The organism is Streptomyces sp. NPDC088732 (genome assembly GCF_044751205.1).
Classification (GTDB): Bacteria; Actinomycetota; Actinomycetes; order Streptomycetales; family Streptomycetaceae; genus Actinacidiphila.
The window spans coordinates 22,463-38,410 of record NZ_JBIVLI010000041.1; the positions used below are offsets into that span (position 1 = coordinate 22,463).

At 71.9% G+C, this 15,948-nt stretch carries 10 protein-coding genes; 6 read left to right on the forward strand and 4 right to left on the reverse strand.

All coding sequences use genetic code 11. The features are described from left to right. Positions 1-117 precede the first annotated feature (117 nt). Positions 118-2,412 (reverse strand): peptidoglycan recognition protein, encoded by a 2,295-nt coding sequence (locus ACIP9H_RS40725; protein ID WP_401592933.1) that lies wholly within the window; start codon positions 2,410-2,412, stop codon positions 118-120. A 353-nt stretch (positions 2,413-2,765) separates the two neighbouring features. Here ACIP9H_RS40725 and ACIP9H_RS40730 point away from each other — a divergent pair, with 353 nt between their 5' ends. Beyond that, a complete protein-coding gene (locus ACIP9H_RS40730; protein WP_401592931.1) occupies positions 2,766-5,738 on the forward strand; it encodes a bifunctional [glutamine synthetase] adenylyltransferase/[glutamine synthetase]-adenylyl-L-tyrosine phosphorylase in 2,973 nt (990 codons plus the stop codon). A 47-nt stretch (positions 5,739-5,785) separates the two neighbouring features. Here the strand turns inward: ACIP9H_RS40730 and ACIP9H_RS40735 are convergent, their stop codons facing one another. Genes ACIP9H_RS40735 through ACIP9H_RS40745 form a run of 3 tightly spaced genes read right to left on the reverse strand, consistent with a single transcriptional unit; the run spans position 5,786 to position 9,411 of the window. Beyond that, positions 5,786-6,628 carry a phosphatase PAP2 family protein gene (locus ACIP9H_RS40735; RefSeq protein ID WP_360911568.1) on the reverse strand — a complete coding sequence of 281 codons (843 nt, stop codon included), beginning with the start codon at positions 6,626-6,628 and terminating at the stop codon, positions 5,786-5,788. A 37-nt stretch (positions 6,629-6,665) separates the two neighbouring features. Then, positions 6,666-7,754 (reverse strand): LacI family DNA-binding transcriptional regulator, encoded by a 1,089-nt coding sequence (locus tag ACIP9H_RS40740; protein ID WP_401592928.1) that lies wholly within the window; start codon positions 7,752-7,754, stop codon positions 6,666-6,668. Positions 7,755-7,779: 25 nt separating this feature from the next. After that, positions 7,780-9,411, reverse strand: a complete 1,632-nt coding sequence (locus ACIP9H_RS40745; protein ID WP_401592926.1) for a glycoside hydrolase family 13 protein — start codon at positions 9,409-9,411, stop codon at positions 7,780-7,782. 325 nt (positions 9,412-9,736) lie between these two features. On the opposite strand from ACIP9H_RS40745, the gene ACIP9H_RS40750 reads away from it, so the two are divergent. From ACIP9H_RS40750 to ACIP9H_RS40770, 5 genes are all read left to right on the forward strand, one after another. Next, positions 9,737-11,008 (forward strand): extracellular solute-binding protein, encoded by a 1,272-nt coding sequence (locus tag ACIP9H_RS40750; RefSeq protein WP_401592924.1) that lies wholly within the window; start codon positions 9,737-9,739, stop codon positions 11,006-11,008. A 118-nt stretch (positions 11,009-11,126) separates the two neighbouring features. Beyond that, the gene (locus ACIP9H_RS40755; RefSeq protein ID WP_401592922.1) at positions 11,127-12,128 is read left to right on the forward strand and encodes a carbohydrate ABC transporter permease; all 1,002 of its coding nucleotides are present in this window, start codon (positions 11,127-11,129) and stop codon (positions 12,126-12,128) included. A gap of 10 nt (positions 12,129-12,138) precedes the next feature. After that, positions 12,139-13,071 (forward strand): sugar ABC transporter permease, encoded by a 933-nt coding sequence (locus ACIP9H_RS40760; protein WP_401592920.1) that lies wholly within the window; start codon positions 12,139-12,141, stop codon positions 13,069-13,071. Positions 13,072-13,163: 92 nt separating this feature from the next. Further along, complete coding sequence (locus ACIP9H_RS40765; RefSeq protein ID WP_401592918.1) at positions 13,164-14,795, forward strand: glycoside hydrolase family 13 protein; 1,632 nt, start codon at positions 13,164-13,166, stop codon at positions 14,793-14,795. Between the two features lie 31 nt (positions 14,796-14,826). After that, entirely contained in the window at positions 14,827-15,864 is a 1,038-nt protein-coding gene (locus ACIP9H_RS40770) for a LacI family DNA-binding transcriptional regulator (protein ID WP_401592916.1), read from the forward strand. Positions 15,865-15,948: the final 84 nt, after the last annotated feature.

Genomic DNA, 15,948 nt, shown 5'->3' on the forward strand with positions numbered 1-15,948 from the left:
GAAGGTACGTCGAACGCTCCGTAGGACCGGGTTCCGGGAGGTCAAGGGCAGGCAAAGGGCCCGGGAGGCGCGCAACTCGCGTCTCCCGGGCCCTTGCTGTCAGAGCGTCACCTCAGGTCATTTGATGTAGGTGATGCCGTCCGTGGTGATGGCCGGGCGGCCCGAGGTGCCGACCACGACGATCTTCAGGGTGTGCTTGGCGCTGGTGCTCCAGGAGGTGGACCAGATGGTCTGCCGGTACAGCGTGCCGGCGGACTTCAGCTCCACGGTGGCGGTCTTCTTGCCGTCCACGTAGATGTACGCCTGTCCCGAGGTCGAGGCCCGCGAGACCACCCAGCCCACCGAGCGTCCGGTGAACGTCCAGGTGAGCGACGCGTTCTTGGAGCTGGAGGTGAGCGACTTGCCGCCCAGGTAGCTGGTGGAGCTCTTCGCCGACCAGGTTCCGGTCTTGACCGCGGAGGTCTCCTGGATGATCGCCGCCGTGCGGCTCACCGAGGCGCTGCCGTAGTTGCCGGCCATGTCGGTGGCCCTGAGCCCGTAGGTGACGGCGCTGCCGGCCTTGCCCGCGGTGCTCCAACTCGTCGTCGTGGGACCGAAGGAGGCGACGCTCGGGGCAGTGCCCGAGGAGCCCTTGAGCACCGTGTTGTCGGCGGCCTTCCAGGTCACCGTGACCGGCACCGAGGTGTTGGACACCGTGGCGTTGCGGATCTTCACGGCCGGCGCGGTGGTGAACGTGGGCGCGGTGGTGTCGCCGGTCACGGCGAGCGACGCCGAGACGGAGGTCTTGTTGTTGATGTGCACCGCGCGCACCGCCACCGTGTGCTTGCCCGTCGGCACCGTGATCGCGGCCGAGGTGGCCGTCGCGGTCGCGGTGGCCTTCACGGCGCCGTCGACCAGCACCTCGAAGCGCTTGACCAGCACGGCCGGCGTCGTGGTCTTCCAGGTCACCGTCATGGCGCCCTTGGTGTAGTACGTGGTGCCGGACTTCGTGGCGCCGGTCGGCGTGCCGAGCGTGGGCGCCGCGACGGGGCCCGCCGCGTAGGCGCGGATCGTGGGCAGCTTGTCGTACAGGTCCTGGCCGGGGCAGGCGGTGGCGAAGCCGTCACGGTGCCCGGAGATCGCGTTGAACGAGTACGTCTTGCCCAGGACGAACGGCTTGCTGTCGCTCGCGCCCTCGGTCAGCGTCTGCGTCTTGCTGCCCGGGTTGGGGTTGATCCCGTACTGGCCGAGCTTCCAGGCGGCGAGCGCCGCCACCGAACCCAGCATCTGCGAGGTGATGGGCGTGGCGGACTTGCCGTCGATGACCTGGTAGGTGCCGAGCACCGCGATGCCGAAGCTGCGGGTGTTGAAGCCGTAGGTGTGCGCGCCGATGACGGGCAGGTCGATGCCGCCGAAGCGGCCCTCGAAGATCTTGCCGCACTTGTCGACCAGGGCGTTGTAGCCGATGTCGCGCCAGCCCTCGGCCTGCACGTGGTACGCGTAGACCGAGCGCACGATGCTCGCCGACTGGGAGCAGTCGTAGCTGACCGCGGTGTCGGTGTGGTGCACGAAGACCGCGTTCACCTTGTCCGCGTAGTCCGGGTCGCCGGCCTCGCGGATCTTCTCGTCGGCACCCCAGCCGGCCCGGGTGACGATGGCCGGCTTCGCCACGGTCGAGGAGGGCGCGACCGGCCGGGTCGAGGTCGGGGTCGGGGTGGCGCTCTTGGTCGCCGTGGCCGTCGGGGTGGCGGTCTTCGTCGGCGTCGCGCTCACGGACGGCGAGGTGCCGGTCGTCGGCGTGGTGGTCTGCGAGGCCGGGGCGGACGCGGTCGCGGTGTCGGTGGCCGTGGCGGTCGCCGACGGGTCCGGCGTGGTGCTGCCGGTCGCGGTGTCCGTCGGCGTGGACTCGCCGGCGGTGGCGGTGGGGGAGTCCTCGCCGCCGGCGGCGTCCGCCTCGAAGGCCGCGGGGGCCATCGCCAGGCCGGAGCCGGAGGTGCCGGAGTCGCCGTGTGCCGCGTCGCCGACGAGTGCGAGGCGCATGCCCTCGGGCAGCTTCCCGGACACGCCGTGCGCGGAGACGACCTTCAGCTGCACGCCGTTGGACGGCCCCACGTACAGCGGCGCGGAGCCGCCGCGGGTGCCCTGCTCGGCGTCCGGGTCCGGCGCGTCGTCGTTGTGCGGGTCGACCGTGTTCCAGTCGGACCACTGGCCGGTGGCCACCGACCGGGTCCGTACCTGCACGGTGCCGTCCAGGACGCTGCGCGGGTCGTCCCACGTCACGCCGACCAGCCCGAAGGTGTCGGTGGCGCGCTGCGGCACGGTGCGCTCGCCGCCCTGCCCCTTCAGCTCCACCGAGCGGACGACGGTGGGCACCGGCTTGCCGGCCTCCGACGCGGCGGTGGTGGTGCCCTCCGGGCTCTGCGCGACGGTCACGGCCGTGACCGCTCCCACGCCGCCGAGCACGACCGCTCCCACCGCGAGCCAGGCCCGACCGCGCAGCGGCGGCAGTCCCGGCAGTCTTCTCGACCCTGCGGATCTCCTGGATCCCTTTGGCATTCCGTTGCCCCGCCCCTGATGACCGATCGGCCGGCTGGTTGTAGGTTCAAATGACCAACGCTTTCTATCAGATGGCCCTTTGGCCCCTCGCGTCGCGGTCGGGGTTCGCGCGAAAGCACCCATAACGTGGCATATCGGAGCCGGAACAGGCCGGATACTCTCTGACATGCGGATCGGCGCGGCCGAGGGCCGGACGCCGTGACGCCGGGAGACGGCGGAAGGTGGTCGGAGTGCTGGAAGGGCGACGGGACACCAGGTTCGGGCGGCTGCTCAAACGGGGCTTCGCCGACGCCGTCGCCGCCGAGCGGCTCCTGGGCGGCGAGGAACTGGGGTCCGTCGGCAGTGACCCGGTGCTCCTGGACGCCCTGGGCGCCACCGCGGACCCGGACCAGGCGCTGACCGGTCTCGTCCGGCTGGTGGAGGCCCTGGACGAGGGCGAGCGCCGCACCCTGCTCGACACGATCACCGCCGCCAAACCGCTGCGCGACCGGCTGCTCGGCGTGCTGGGAGCCTCCGAGGCGCTGGGCGACCACCTGACCCGGCACCCGCGCGACTGGCACGCCCTGGTGACCTACGAGCACGCCGATCTCCACCCGGGGACAGCGGAGTTCGAACGCGGCCTGCGCGCCGCCGCCGACCCCGACGCGCTGCGGGCCGCCTACCGGCGCTGCCTGCTGGGCATCGCCGCCCGCGACGTGTGCGGCACCAGCGACCTCGTGCAGACCGCCGCCGAACTGGCCGATTTGGCGACCGCGACCCTGCGCGTCGCGCTGTCGATGGCCGAGGCGGAGGCCCCCGCCGACGCCGCGCAGTGCCGGCTCGCGGTGATCGCCATGGGCAAGTGCGGCGGCCACGAACTCAACTACATCTCCGACGTGGACGTCATCTTCGTCGCCGAGGCCCGGGCCGAGACCGAGGGCCTGGAGGACGAGGCCAAGGCGGTCCAGGCGGCCGGCCGGCTGGCCTCGCGCATGATGCGGATCTGCTCCGACACCACCGCCGAGGGCACCATCTGGCAGGTCGACGCCAACCTGCGGCCCGAGGGCCGGCGCGGCCCCCTGGTCCGGACGCTCTCCAGCCACGTCGCGTACTACAAGAGGTGGGCGAAGACCTGGGAGTTCCAGGCGCTGCTCAAGGCCCGCCCGGTCGCCGGCGACCCGGCGCTCGGCCAGGCGTACGTCGAGGCCCTCTCGCCGATGGTGTGGCAGGCCGCCGAACGCGACCACTTCGTGCCGGACGTGCAGGAGATGCGGCGCCGCGTCGTGGAGAACATCCCCGTCGCGCACGTGGACCGGGAGCTCAAGCTGGGCCCCGGCGGACTGCGGGACGTGGAGTTCGCCGTGCAGCTCCTCCAGCTCGTGCACGGCCGCACCGACCCCGCGCTGCGCAGCGGCACCACCTTGACCGCGCTCGCCCAGCTCGCCGCCGGCGGCTACGTGGGGCGGGCGGACGCAGCGGCGCTCGACGCCTCGTACCGCTTCCTGCGGACGATGGAGCACCGTATCCAGCTGCAGAAGCTGCGCCGCACCCATCTCGTGCCCGAGGACGAGACGGACCTGCGCCGCCTCGGCCGCTCCCTGGGGTTCCGCGCCGACCCCGTCACCGAGCTGCACCGGGAGTGGAAGCGGCACGCCCGTGAGGTGCGCCGCCTGCACGAGAAGCTCTTCTACCGGCCGCTGCTGGACGCCGTGGCGCAGCTCGCGCCCGGCGAGGTCGGCCTCAGCCCGGACGCGGCCAAGCAGCGCCTGGAGGCGCTCGGCTACGCCGATCCCGCCGCCGCCCTGCGCCACCTGGAGGCGCTGGCCTCCGGGGTGAGCCGCAAGGCCGCCATCCAGCGCACGCTGCTGCCGGTGCTGCTCGGCTGGTTCGCCGACTCCGCCGATCCGGACGCGGGCCTGCTGAACTTCCGCAAGGTCAGCGACGCGCTGGGCCGCACCCCCTGGTACCTGCGGCTGCTGCGCGACGAGGGCGCCGCCGCCGAGAACCTCGCCCGGGTGCTGTCCTCGGGACGGCTCGCCCCCGACCTGCTGATGCGCGCGCCCGAGGCGGTCGCCCTCCTCGCCGACGACGAGGGCCTGCAACCGCGTTCCCGGGCCGCGCTCGACCAGGAGGTGCTGGCCGCCGTCCACCGCGCCGGCTCCGCCGAGCAGGCCGTGGCCGCCGTGCGCGGCGTCCGGCGCCGCGAGCTGTTCCGCACCGCCGCGGCCGATGTGACCGGGGTCCACCGGGAGGCGCCCGACGCGGTGGGCGCGGCCCTCACCGACGTCAATGCCACCGCCGTCGCGGGGGCGCTGCAGGCCGCCGTCAACGCCGTCGAGGCCGCGGACGGCGAGCCGCTGCCGACCCGTTTCGCGGTCATCGGCATGGGCCGCTTCGGCGGTCACGAACTCGGCTACGGCTCCGACGCCGACGTCCTGTTCGTCCACGAGCCGTACGAGGGAGTGGAGGAGCACCACGCCTCCCGCACGGCCGTGAAGGTCGCCAACGAACTGCGGCGCCTGCTGCAGATCCCGACCACCGACCCGCCGCTCCTCATCGACGCCGACCTGCGACCGGAGGGCAAGAGCGGCCCCCTGGTGCGCACGCTGGCCTCGTACGCCGCCTACTACCGGCGCTGGTCGCTGGCGTGGGAGAGCCACGCGCTGCTGCGGGCCGAACACGTCGCGGGCGACGAGCAGCTGGGCGCGCGCTTCATGGAGCTCGCGGACCCGCTGCGCTACCCGGCCGGGGGACTGACGGAGGAGGCGGTCCGGGAGATCCGCCGTCTCAAGGCCCGCATGGAGTCCGAGCGCCTGCCGCGCGGCGCCGACCCGACGACGCACGCCAAGCTGGGGCGGGGCGGGCTCAGCGACGTCGAGTGGACGGTGCAGCTCTTCCAGCTGCAGCACGGCGCGCGGATCGCGGGCCTGCGGACCACCCGTACCCGGCCCGCGCTCGCCGCGGCGACGGAGGCGGGCCTGCTCGGCGCGGAGGACGCCGAAGTCCTCGACGCCGCCTGGGTGCTGGCCGGCCGCGTCCGCAACGCGGTGATGCTCGTCCGCGCCCGCCCCGGCGACACCTTCCCGGGGGACGGCAGGGAACTCGCCGCGGTCGGCCGCCACCTCGGGTACGAACCCGGGCACGTCGGCGACATGGTGGAGGACTACCGCCGGACGACCCGCCGCGCACGTGCGGTGGTGGAGCGCCTCTTCTACGACGCCTAGCGCCGGCGGGACGGGACGCGACCGTGTCCCGCACCGCCCGCGCGGCGCTATGCGGTGGCGACCCGCACCTGGCGGGGGAGTTTGTACGCCAGCCCGCCGTAGACCGCCCAGGACGCGGCGAAGCCGACCGTGAGGCAGGCGGTGCCGCCGGCCGCGTCCAGCCAGAAGTGGTTGGCGGTGGACACGATCACGAGCAGCGTGGTGACGGGGTAGAGCACCCCGAGCACCCGGACCCAGGTGTGCCGCGCCAGCATCGCGACCGTGATGCCGCACCACAGCGACCACCCGATGTGCATCGAGGGCATGGCCGCGTACTGGTTGGACACGTGCGCCAGGTCGCCGGAGGCCATCGAGCCCCAGGTGTGGTGGATCCGCACGGTGTCGATGAAGCCGCTGCCCATCAGCCGCGGCGGCGCCAGCGGGAAGAAGTAGTACCCCAGCAGTGCGATGCCGGTCGTCACGAACAGCACCAGCCGGGTCGGGGCGTAGCGCCCGGGGTGCCGGCGGAAGAGCCAGACGAGCACCGCGAGAGTTACCACGAAGTGCAGCGTGGCGTAGTAATAGTTCATCCCGACGATGAGCCACGTTACCGAATTCACGGCATGGTTGATCGCGTGCTCGAAGGCGAGGCCGAAGGACTGTTCCAGGTCCCACACCCGGTCCGCGTTGCGCATGGCCGCGGCCTGCTGTTCGGGCACGGCGTTGCGCACGAGTGAGTAGATCCAGTAGCTGACGGCGATCAGCAGGATCTCGAACCACAGCCGTGGTCGGCGTGGTGCCAGCCGCCCGTTGCCCGTCGTCGCTCCATCGGCGTCACGGGAATCGATGGAGCGCGGCGGGGCTGCCGTTGCGGCTCGGCGTGCCAGGATCTTCGCGGTCGATTCCCCCATGGGGGGATAGTCTGCCATGCGGGGGTAGGCCGTCCGATCAGCCCCCGGTCGGATTCCGTGCATCCTGCGTACGCCTCCAGGCCGACTGCTGTACCGGTACGGCTGCCCCGGCCCCGGGACCTGATGCCGTCGAACCGCGTACGACCAGTTCAGGCAGGAAGACGAACTCGCTGTGCGGGGCCGGGGTGCCCCCGACCTCCTCCAGCAGCGCGCGCACCGCGGCCTGGCCCATCGCCGTGACCGGCTGGCGGATCGTGGTGAGCGGCGGATCGGTGAACGCGATGAGCGGGGAGTCGTCGAACCCGACGACCGAGACGTCACCGGGCACCGACAGGCCGTGCTGCCGGGCGGCCCGGACGGCGCCGAGCGCCATCATGTCCGAGGCGCAGACCACGGCGGTGCAGCCGGCCCCGATCAGCCCCGAGGCGGCCGCCTGGCCGCCCTCCAAGGTGAACAGCGAGTGCTGGATGCGGTCCTCGGCGAGCCGCGCCGGTATGCCGAGCACCTGGTCCATGCTGCGCAGGAAGCCCTCGATCTTGCGCTGCACCGGGACGAAGCGCTTGGGCCCGACGGCCAGGCCGATCCGCTCGTGGCCGAGCGATGCCAGATGAGTGACGGCCAGCCGCATCGCGCCCCGGTCGTCGGGGGACACGAACGGCGCCTTGATCCGGTCGGAGAACCCGTTGATGAGGACGAAGGGCACGCCCTGGCCGTGCAGCCGGTCGTAGCGCTCCATGTCGGCGGTGGAGTCGGCGTGCAGGCCGGAGACGAAGATGATCCCGGCGACGCCGCGCTCGACGAGCATCTCCACCAGTTCGTCCTCGGTGGAGCCGCCGGGTGTCTGGGTGGCCAGCACCGGGGTGTATCCCTGGCGGGTCAGCGCCTGGCCGATGACCTGGGCGAAGGCCGGGAAGATGGGGTTCTCCAGCTCGGGCGTGATGAGCCCGACGAGCCCGGCGCTGCGCCGGCGCAGCCGGACCGGCCGTTCGTAGCCGAGCAGATCGAGTGCGGTCAGCACGGATTGGCGGGTTGCCGCGGAGACCCCGGGCTTGCCGTTGAGAACCCGGCTGACCGTCGCTTCGCTCACCCCCGCCTGGGCTGCGATGTCGGCAAGCCTTGCGGTCACAGGATTGGACTGTACCGGTCGCATCTCAGATCGCCCACCAGATGCACGAATGGGCCGGAAGACGGATGTTTCCGCCGGTGGTTCCCAACGGCTCGCTGGAGAGCACCGGCCGCCCGGGAACGGGCAGTTCGACGGGCGTGGAGCGGGTGTTCAGGGTGCAGACCAGGCCGGGCCGGGAGAGGGCCAGCACACCCTCGGGGGCGTCCAGCCACCGCATCGGGCCGTCGCCGAGACCGGGCAGTTCGCGGCGCAGCCGCAGGGCCTTGCGGTACAGCTCCAGCGTGGACGCCGGGTCCCCGGTCTGGGCCTCGACACTCAGGCCGGCCCAGGAGGCGGGCTGCGGCAGCCAGCTGCCGCCGCTGCCGAAACCGTACGAGCTGCCGCCCGCCGTCCACGGGATCGGCACCCGGCAGCCGTCGCGCAGTCCGTCCTGCCCGTTGTCGCGGAAGAAGGAGGGGTCCTGGCGGACCTCGTCCGGCAGGTCGGTGACCTCGGGCAGGCCCAGTTCCTCGCCCTGGTAGACGTAGACCGAGCCGGGCAGCGCCAGCATCAGCAGCGCCGCGGCCCGCGCGCGGCGCAGCCCGGTGGCGCCGCCGCCGTAGCGGGTGACATGGCGGACCACGTCGTGGTTGGAGAGCACCCAGGTGGTGGGGGCGCCGACGGAGACGGTGGCGGCCAGCGACTCGTCGATGACGGCGCGCATGGCGGCGGCGTCCCAGTCGCAGCGCAGGAAGTGGAAGTTGAAGGCCTGGTGCAGTTCGTCGGGGCGCACATAGAGCGCCATGCGCTCGGGGGTGGGCGCCCAGGCCTCGGCGACGCCGATGCGCCGGCCCGGGTAGCCGTCGAGCAGCCGCCGCCAGGAGCGGTGGATCTCGTGCACGCCGTCCTGGTCGAAGAACGGCAGCACCTGGGAGCCGATCAGCTTGACCTGCTCCTTGTGCCCGATGTCGGGCAGGCCGGGGGCCTTGACCATGCCGTGGGCGACGTCGACGCGGAAGCCGTCGACGCCGAGGTCGAGCCAGAAGCGCAGGATCTGCTCGAACTCCTCCCGCACCTCGGGGTGCTCCCAGTTGAGGTCGGGCTGCTCGGGCGCGAACAGGTGGAGGTACCAGTCGCCGTCGGGCACGCGGGTCCAGGCCGGGCCGCCGAAGACCGACTCCCAGTCGTTGGGCGGCAGTTCGCCGTTCCCGCCCTTGCCGGTGCGGAAGTGGTAGCGCTCGCGGGCCGGACCCCCGTGCCGGTCCGCGAGCGCGGCCCGGAACCACGCGTGCCGGTCGGAGGTGTGGTTCGGGACGACGTCCACGATCACCCTCAGGCCCAGTTCGTGCGCGGTCCGGACGAGGTCGTCGGCGTCTGCGAGGGAGCCGAAGAGGGGGTCCACGGTCCGGTAGTCGGCGACGTCGTAGCCGCCGTCGGCCTGCGGGGAGGCGTAGAAGGGGGTCAGCCAGACGGCGTCGGCCCCCAGCTCCGCCAGGTAGGGCAGCCGCGCCCGGGCGCCGGGCAGGTCGCCCACGCCGTCGCCGTCGCCGTCCGCGAAGGAGCGCACGTACACCTGGTAGATGACGGCACTGCGCCACCAGTCGGGGTCCGAGCCCTCGGGGCGGCCCGCGGCCGCGGGGGCCGCGCCGTGGACGACGGGGGCGAGCTCTTGGGTCATGTCGGTCCCTCGTGAGTCGGCGCCGGTTCCTGCCGATGATTCCCATCCACCGCCCGATCGGCAATGCCTTTCAGAATTTTGCGGAAGATGGCGTAATGACTTCCACGTCGTCGTGCTTCCTCCCGCACGTCTCCTCTCGGCAACTGCCGGGACACACCGACGTAACGATCGGAAGATCTTGCAAGTCTTTGCTGCAAGGTCTTTCCGGAAGCTTTCATCCCTGTTACGTTCCTCGACAGCCCGGCGGCCGCAACGGTGCAGTCGGCAGGGGGGACGCGGCGACGCGCCCCGCAGTATCACGGGCTTTCATCCTGGAGGAGATCACATGCGGCGTGGCATAGCGGCCACCGCGCTGGTTGCGGCGCTCGGGCTCGCGGCGACGGCTTGCGGCGGCGACAGCGGCAGTGACAAGGCCGACGGTCCCGTCACCATCACCTGGTGGGACACCTCGAACGCCACCAATGAGGCGCCGACCTACAAGGCCCTGGTGGCGGACTTCGAGAAGGCGAACTCGAAGATCAAGGTCAAGTACGTCAACGTCCCCTTCGACGCGGCGCAGAACAAGTTCGACACCGCCGCCGGCAGCAAGGGCGCCCCCGATGTGCTCCGCTCCGAGGTCGGCTGGACGCCCGCGTTCGCCAAGAAGAGCTACTTCCTGCCGCTGGACGGCACCGAGGCCCTCGCCGACCAGGACAAGTTCCAGGCGTCCCTGCTCAAGCAGGCCCAGTTCGACGGCAAGACCTACGGTGTCCCCTTCACCACCGACACCCTGGCGCTGGTCTACAACAAGAAGCTCTTCCAGCAGGCCGGCATCGCCGAGGCCCCCAAGACCTGGGACGACCTGAAGGCCGCCGCCAAGACCATCAAGGCGAAGACCGGTGCCGACGGCTTCTGGCTGAACACCGCCTCCTACTACGCCCAGCCGTTCCTGTACGGCGAGGGCACCGACATGGTCGACACCTCCGCCAAGAAGATCACCGTCAACGGTGACGCCGCAGTCAAGGGCCTCACCACCTGGCAGAGCATGTTCTCCGGCGCCGGGCTGCACAAGGCCGACACCACCGCGGACGCCTACGCCCACATCCAGGACGCCTTCGTCAACGGCAAGGTCGCCGCGATCATCCAGGGCCCGTGGGAGATCACCAACTTCTACAAGGGCTCCGCGTTCGCCGACAAGGCGAACCTCGGTATCGCCCCGGTCCCGGCCGGCTCCGCCGGTTCGGCCGGCGCCCCCACCGGCGGCCACAACCTCGCCGTCTACGCCGGCTCGGACAAGGCCCACCAGGAAGCCGCGCTGAAGTTCGTGAACTTCATGACCTCGGCGAAGAGCCAGACCACCATCGCCCTGAAGAACTCCACGCTGCCGACCCGCTCGGACGCCTACACCGCGCAGGTGACCGCGGACCCGGGTGTCGCGGGCTTCCAGTCGGTGCTGTCCTCCGCCCAGCCGCGCCCCGAGCTGCCCGAGTACAGCTCGTTGTGGGGTCCGCTCGGCGACGAGCTGACCAAGGTCGCCGGCGGCAAGGAGCCGCTGGACAAGGGCCTGGACAACGCGGCCGTCGCGATGGCCAAGCTGCTGCCCGACTACAGCAAGTGATCCCCGCGGCCGCCGGCCCCGCCCCCGAACCGGGCGGGCCGGCGGCCACCGGCTGTCCTCCGCCGGAAGACGCCCCGCACGAAGCCCCGCACGACACCCCGTGGAGAAGGCCCCAACGATGACAGCCGCCGCCCCGGGCACGGTGCGCGAGTCCCGCGAAACGCGCGGATCGCGCCCCGGTCCGATCGAGCGCCTCAAGCGCTCCTACCAGAAGCACTGGTACGCGTACGCGATGATCGCCCCGGTGGTCGTCGTGCTCGGCGTCCTGGTGGGCTACCCGCTCGTCCAGGGCATGTACCTCACGCTCACCGACGCCAACAGCCTGAACTCGGCCCGCACCATCGGCGTCAACCACATCGACGCCACCTACCAGTTCATCGGCCTGCACAACTACGCCGACATCCTCTGGGGCCCGACCTCCTACGACCGCTTCTGGTCGCACTTCATCTGGACGGTGATCTGGACCGCGGTCTGCGTCGCCCTCCACTACGGCCTCGGCCTCGGCCTGGCGCTGCTGCTCAACCAGAAGCTGCGCGGGCGCACCTTCTACCGGATGATGCTGATCCTGCCCTGGGCGGTGCCGACGTTCGTCACCGTCTTCTCCTGGCGGATCATGCTCGGCGACTCCGGGGTGGTGAACTCCGTCCTGGGGGGCCTGCACCTGCCGCAGCCGCAGTGGCTGGAGGACAGCACCTTCCAGCAGATCGCCGCGATCCTGGTCAACACCTGGGTGGGCGTGCCCTTCATGATGGTCTCGCTCCTCGGCGGTCTCCAGTCGATTCCGTCGGAGCTGTACGAGGCCGCCGAGATGGACGGCGCGAACGCCTGGCAGCGCTTCCGCAATGTGACCCTGCCCGGCCTGCGCTCGGTCAGCAGCACCGTCGTGCTGCTCGGCATTATCTGGACGTTCAACCAGTTCGCCATCATCTACCTGCTCTTCGGCAGCGGCGCGCCGGACGCGCAGATCCTCGTGACCTGGGCCTACCAACTCGGGTTCGGCCAGCAGCCGCGCGACTACGCGCAGTCCGCCGCCTACGGCGTGCTCCTGCTGTCGATCCTGGTCGTCTTCACCACCTTCTACCGCCGCTGGCTGGCCCGCCATGACCAGCTCGCCGCCTGAGGGGATCAGCATGAGCACCACGACCCAGACCACGATCCCGGGGCCCGGCCCCGATTCCTCCGGCGAGCCGCAGGGCGCCGCGCCGGGGAAGCGGCGCCCGGGCGGGTACCGCCGCGGCCGCCGCAGCCGGACCGCCTCGGTGCTGTCGCACGGTGTACTGTCCGGCGCCAGCCTGATCGCGCTCTTCCCGATCGGCTGGCTGGTCTTCCTCTCCCTCGGCCCGGACAAGGACGACTACCTGCACCCCGGCCGGATCCTGGACAAGGCCGGCTTCTCCAACTACTCCTTCGTCCTGCAGCACACGGGCTTCCTCACCTGGTTCGGCAACACCCTGATCGTCGCGGGGGCCACCTGCCTCATCGGCGTACTGATCGCGGCCACCACCGGCTACGCGGTCTCCCGCATGCGCTTCCCGGGCTACAAGAAGTTCATGTGGGCGCTGCTGATCACCCAGATGTTCCCGGTCGCCGTGCTCATGGTCCCGATGTACGTGATCCTCTCGGACCTGGGGCTGATCGACACCTACGGCGGCCTGATCCTCGTCTACTGCAGCACCGCCGTGCCGTACTGCGCGTGGATGCTCAAGGGCTACTTCGACACGATCCCCTTCGAGATCGACGAGGCCGGCCGCGTCGACGGGCTCAGCCCGTTCGGCACCTTCTGGCGGCTGGTGCTGCCGCTGGCCCGGCCCGGCCTGGCGGTGGCCGCCTTCTACACCTGCCTCACCGCTTGGGGCGAGGTCGCCTTCGCCACCACCTTCATGCTCGACGACGGCAAGTACACCCTCGCCGTGGGCCTGAGCAGCTTCGTCAGCGAGCACGACGCGCAGTGGAACTACATGGCCGCCACCGCGGTGCTCATCGCCATCCCCGTCAGCTTCGTCTTCTACCTCGTGCAGAAGCACCTGGTCACCGGCCTCACCGCCGGCGCCGCCAAGTCCTGACCGCACGCCCCGGGGTGCCCGGCCCGACCGGCCGGGCACCCCGGCCCCGCCTTCCTCGCCGTACCGCGCCTCCACTCCTCCAAGGGATCACCATGACCCAGTACCTGGCGGACTCCACCCGTCACCCCCACCCCTCCGACCAGCCCGTGGCCGCCACGGACTGGTGGAGAGACGCGGTCATCTACCAGGTCTACCCCCGGAGTTTCGCCGACGGGAACGGCGACGGCATGGGCGACATCCCCGGCGTCCGCGAGCGCCTTCCGTACCTGCGCGACCTGGGTGTCGACGCGGTCTGGCTGAGCCCCTTCTACGCCTCCCCGCAGGCCGACGGCGGCTACGACGTCGCCGACTACCGGGCCATCGACCCGATGTTCGGCACCCTGCACGACGCCGACGGGCTGATCCGCGACGCCCACCGGCTGGGCCTGCGGATCATCGTCGACCTGGTCCCCAACCACTCCTCCGACCAGCACGAGTGGTTCAAGCAGGCGCTGCGCGAGGGCCCCGGCTCCCCGCTGCGGCAGCGCTACCACTTCCGTGCCGGCAAGGGCGGGAACGGCGAACTGCCGCCCAACGACTGGGAGTCGGTCTTCGGCGGCCCGGCCTGGACCCGCGCGGCCGACGGCGAGTGGTTCCTGCACCTGTTCGCGCCCGAGCAGCCCGACTTCAACTGGGAGCACCCGGCCGTCCAGGACGAGTTCCGCTCGATCCTGCGCTTCTGGCTGGACATGGGCGTCGACGGCTTCCGCATCGACGTCGCGCACGGCCTGGTGAAGGCCGACGGCCTGCCCGACATCGGCGCCCACGAGCAGCTCAAGCTGCTTGGCAACGATGTCCTGCCCTTCTTCGACCAGGACGGCGTGCACGAGGTCTACCGCTCGTGGCGGCGCATCCTCGACGAGTACCAGGGGCAGCGCATCGCCGTCGCCGAGGCCTGGACGCCCACCGTGGAGCGCACGGCCAACTACGTCCGCCACGACGAACTGCACCAGGCCTTCAACTTCCAGTACCTGGGCACCCGGTGGGACGCCGCCGAGCTGCGCGAGGTCATCGACCGCTCGCTGGACGCCATGCGCCCGGTCGCCGCGCCCACCACCTGGGTGCTGTCCAACCACGACGTGGTCCGCCACGCCACCCGGCTCTCCGCCGACCAGCGGACGTACGACGTGGGCCGCGCCCGTGCCGCCTCCCTGCTGATGCTGGCGCTGCCCGGCTCCGCGTACGTCTACCAGGGCGAGGAGCTGGGCCTGCCCGAGGTCACCGACCTGCCGGACGAGGTCCGCCAGGACCCGGCGTTCTTCCGCGCCGCCGGCCAGGACGGCTTCCGCGACGGCTGCCGGGTGCCGATCCCGTGGACGGCGGAGGGCAGCTCGTACGGCTTCGGCAGCGGCGGCAGCTGGCTGCCGCAGCCCGCCTCCTGGGCCGGCCTGAGCGTGGCGGCGCAGACCGGGGACCCGGCGTCCACGCTGGAGCTGTACCGCGCGGCCCTGCGGCTGCGCCGCGAACTGCCGGGCCTCGGCGCGGGGGAGTCGGTGCACTGGCAGGACGCCCCGCGGGGCGTGCTGGTCTTCCGCCGCCCCGGCTTCGTCTGCACCGTCAACACCACGGGCGCCCCGGTGACCCTGCCGGCGCCGGGCACGGTGCTGCTGAGCAGCGCCCCCGTCGAGGTCACGGCGGACGGGGCCGTCCTCCCGTCCGACACGACCGTCTGGTGGGCCGTTTGACGTGCGCCGCGGTCGCATAGGCTCGGGGATCGTGAACACCACGGCCCGCCTCGCCGACATCGCGGCACAGGCGGGGGTCAGCGAGGCCACCGCCAGCCGCGTGCTGAACGGGAAGGCGGGGGTCGCCCCCGCCACCCGGCAGAAGGTGCTGGCCGCACTCGACGTGCTCGGTTACGAGCGCCCGGTGCGGCTGCGCCGGCGCAGCGCCGGTCAGATCGGCCTGATCACCCCCGAGCTCAACAACCCGATCTTTCCCGCCTTCGCCCAGGTCATCGAGCAGAACCTGACCGGCTACGGCTACACCGCGGTGCTGTGCACCCAGCACCCCGGCGGCTCCACCGAGGACGAACTGGTGGAGGCGCTCGTGGAGCGCGGGGTGCGCGGCATCGTCTTCCTGTCCGGCCTGCACGCCGATGTCACCGCCGACCCCGAGCGCTATGCCCGGCTCCTCGGCCAGGGCGTGCCCTATGTGCTCGTCAACGGTTACAACCCGGCCATCGCGGGCCCGTACATCTCGCCGGACGAGCGCGCCTCGGCGCGGATCGCCGTGCAGCACCTGGTGGACCTCGGCCACCAGCGGATCGGGCTGGCCGTCGGGCCCAACCGGTATGTGCCGGTGCACCGCAAGGTCGACGGCTTCGTGGAGGCGCTGGGCGACTTCCTGGGCCTGGACAAGGAGGAGGCGGCGGGCTGCGTGCAGCACACGCTCTTCTCCGTCGAGGGCGGTCACGCGGCCGCCGGCGCGCTGCTGGACCGGGGCTGCACGGGCATCGTGTGCGGCAGCGACCTGATGGCGCTGGGGGCCGTGCGGGCGGCGCGGGAGCGGGGGCTGACGGTCCCCGGGGACGTCTCGGTCGTCGGCTACGACGACTCGCCGCTGATCGCCTTCACCGACCCGCCGCTGACCACGGTCCGGCAGCCGGTCGAGGCGATGGGGGCGGCCGCCGTGAACGCGCTGCTGGAGGAGATCGGCGGCAATCCGGTGCAGCGTTCGGAGTTCGTCTTCCAGACGGAGCTCGTCGTGCGCGGCTCCACGGGCCAGGCGCCCGGCGGCGGCCGCCGCTCCTGACGCCGGGCCCGGCGTCAGGAACGGCCTTTGTCCGTACGTCCCCGGTCCGGCCGGCCGGGCGCGTGGGGCCGCCGTCAGGCGCGG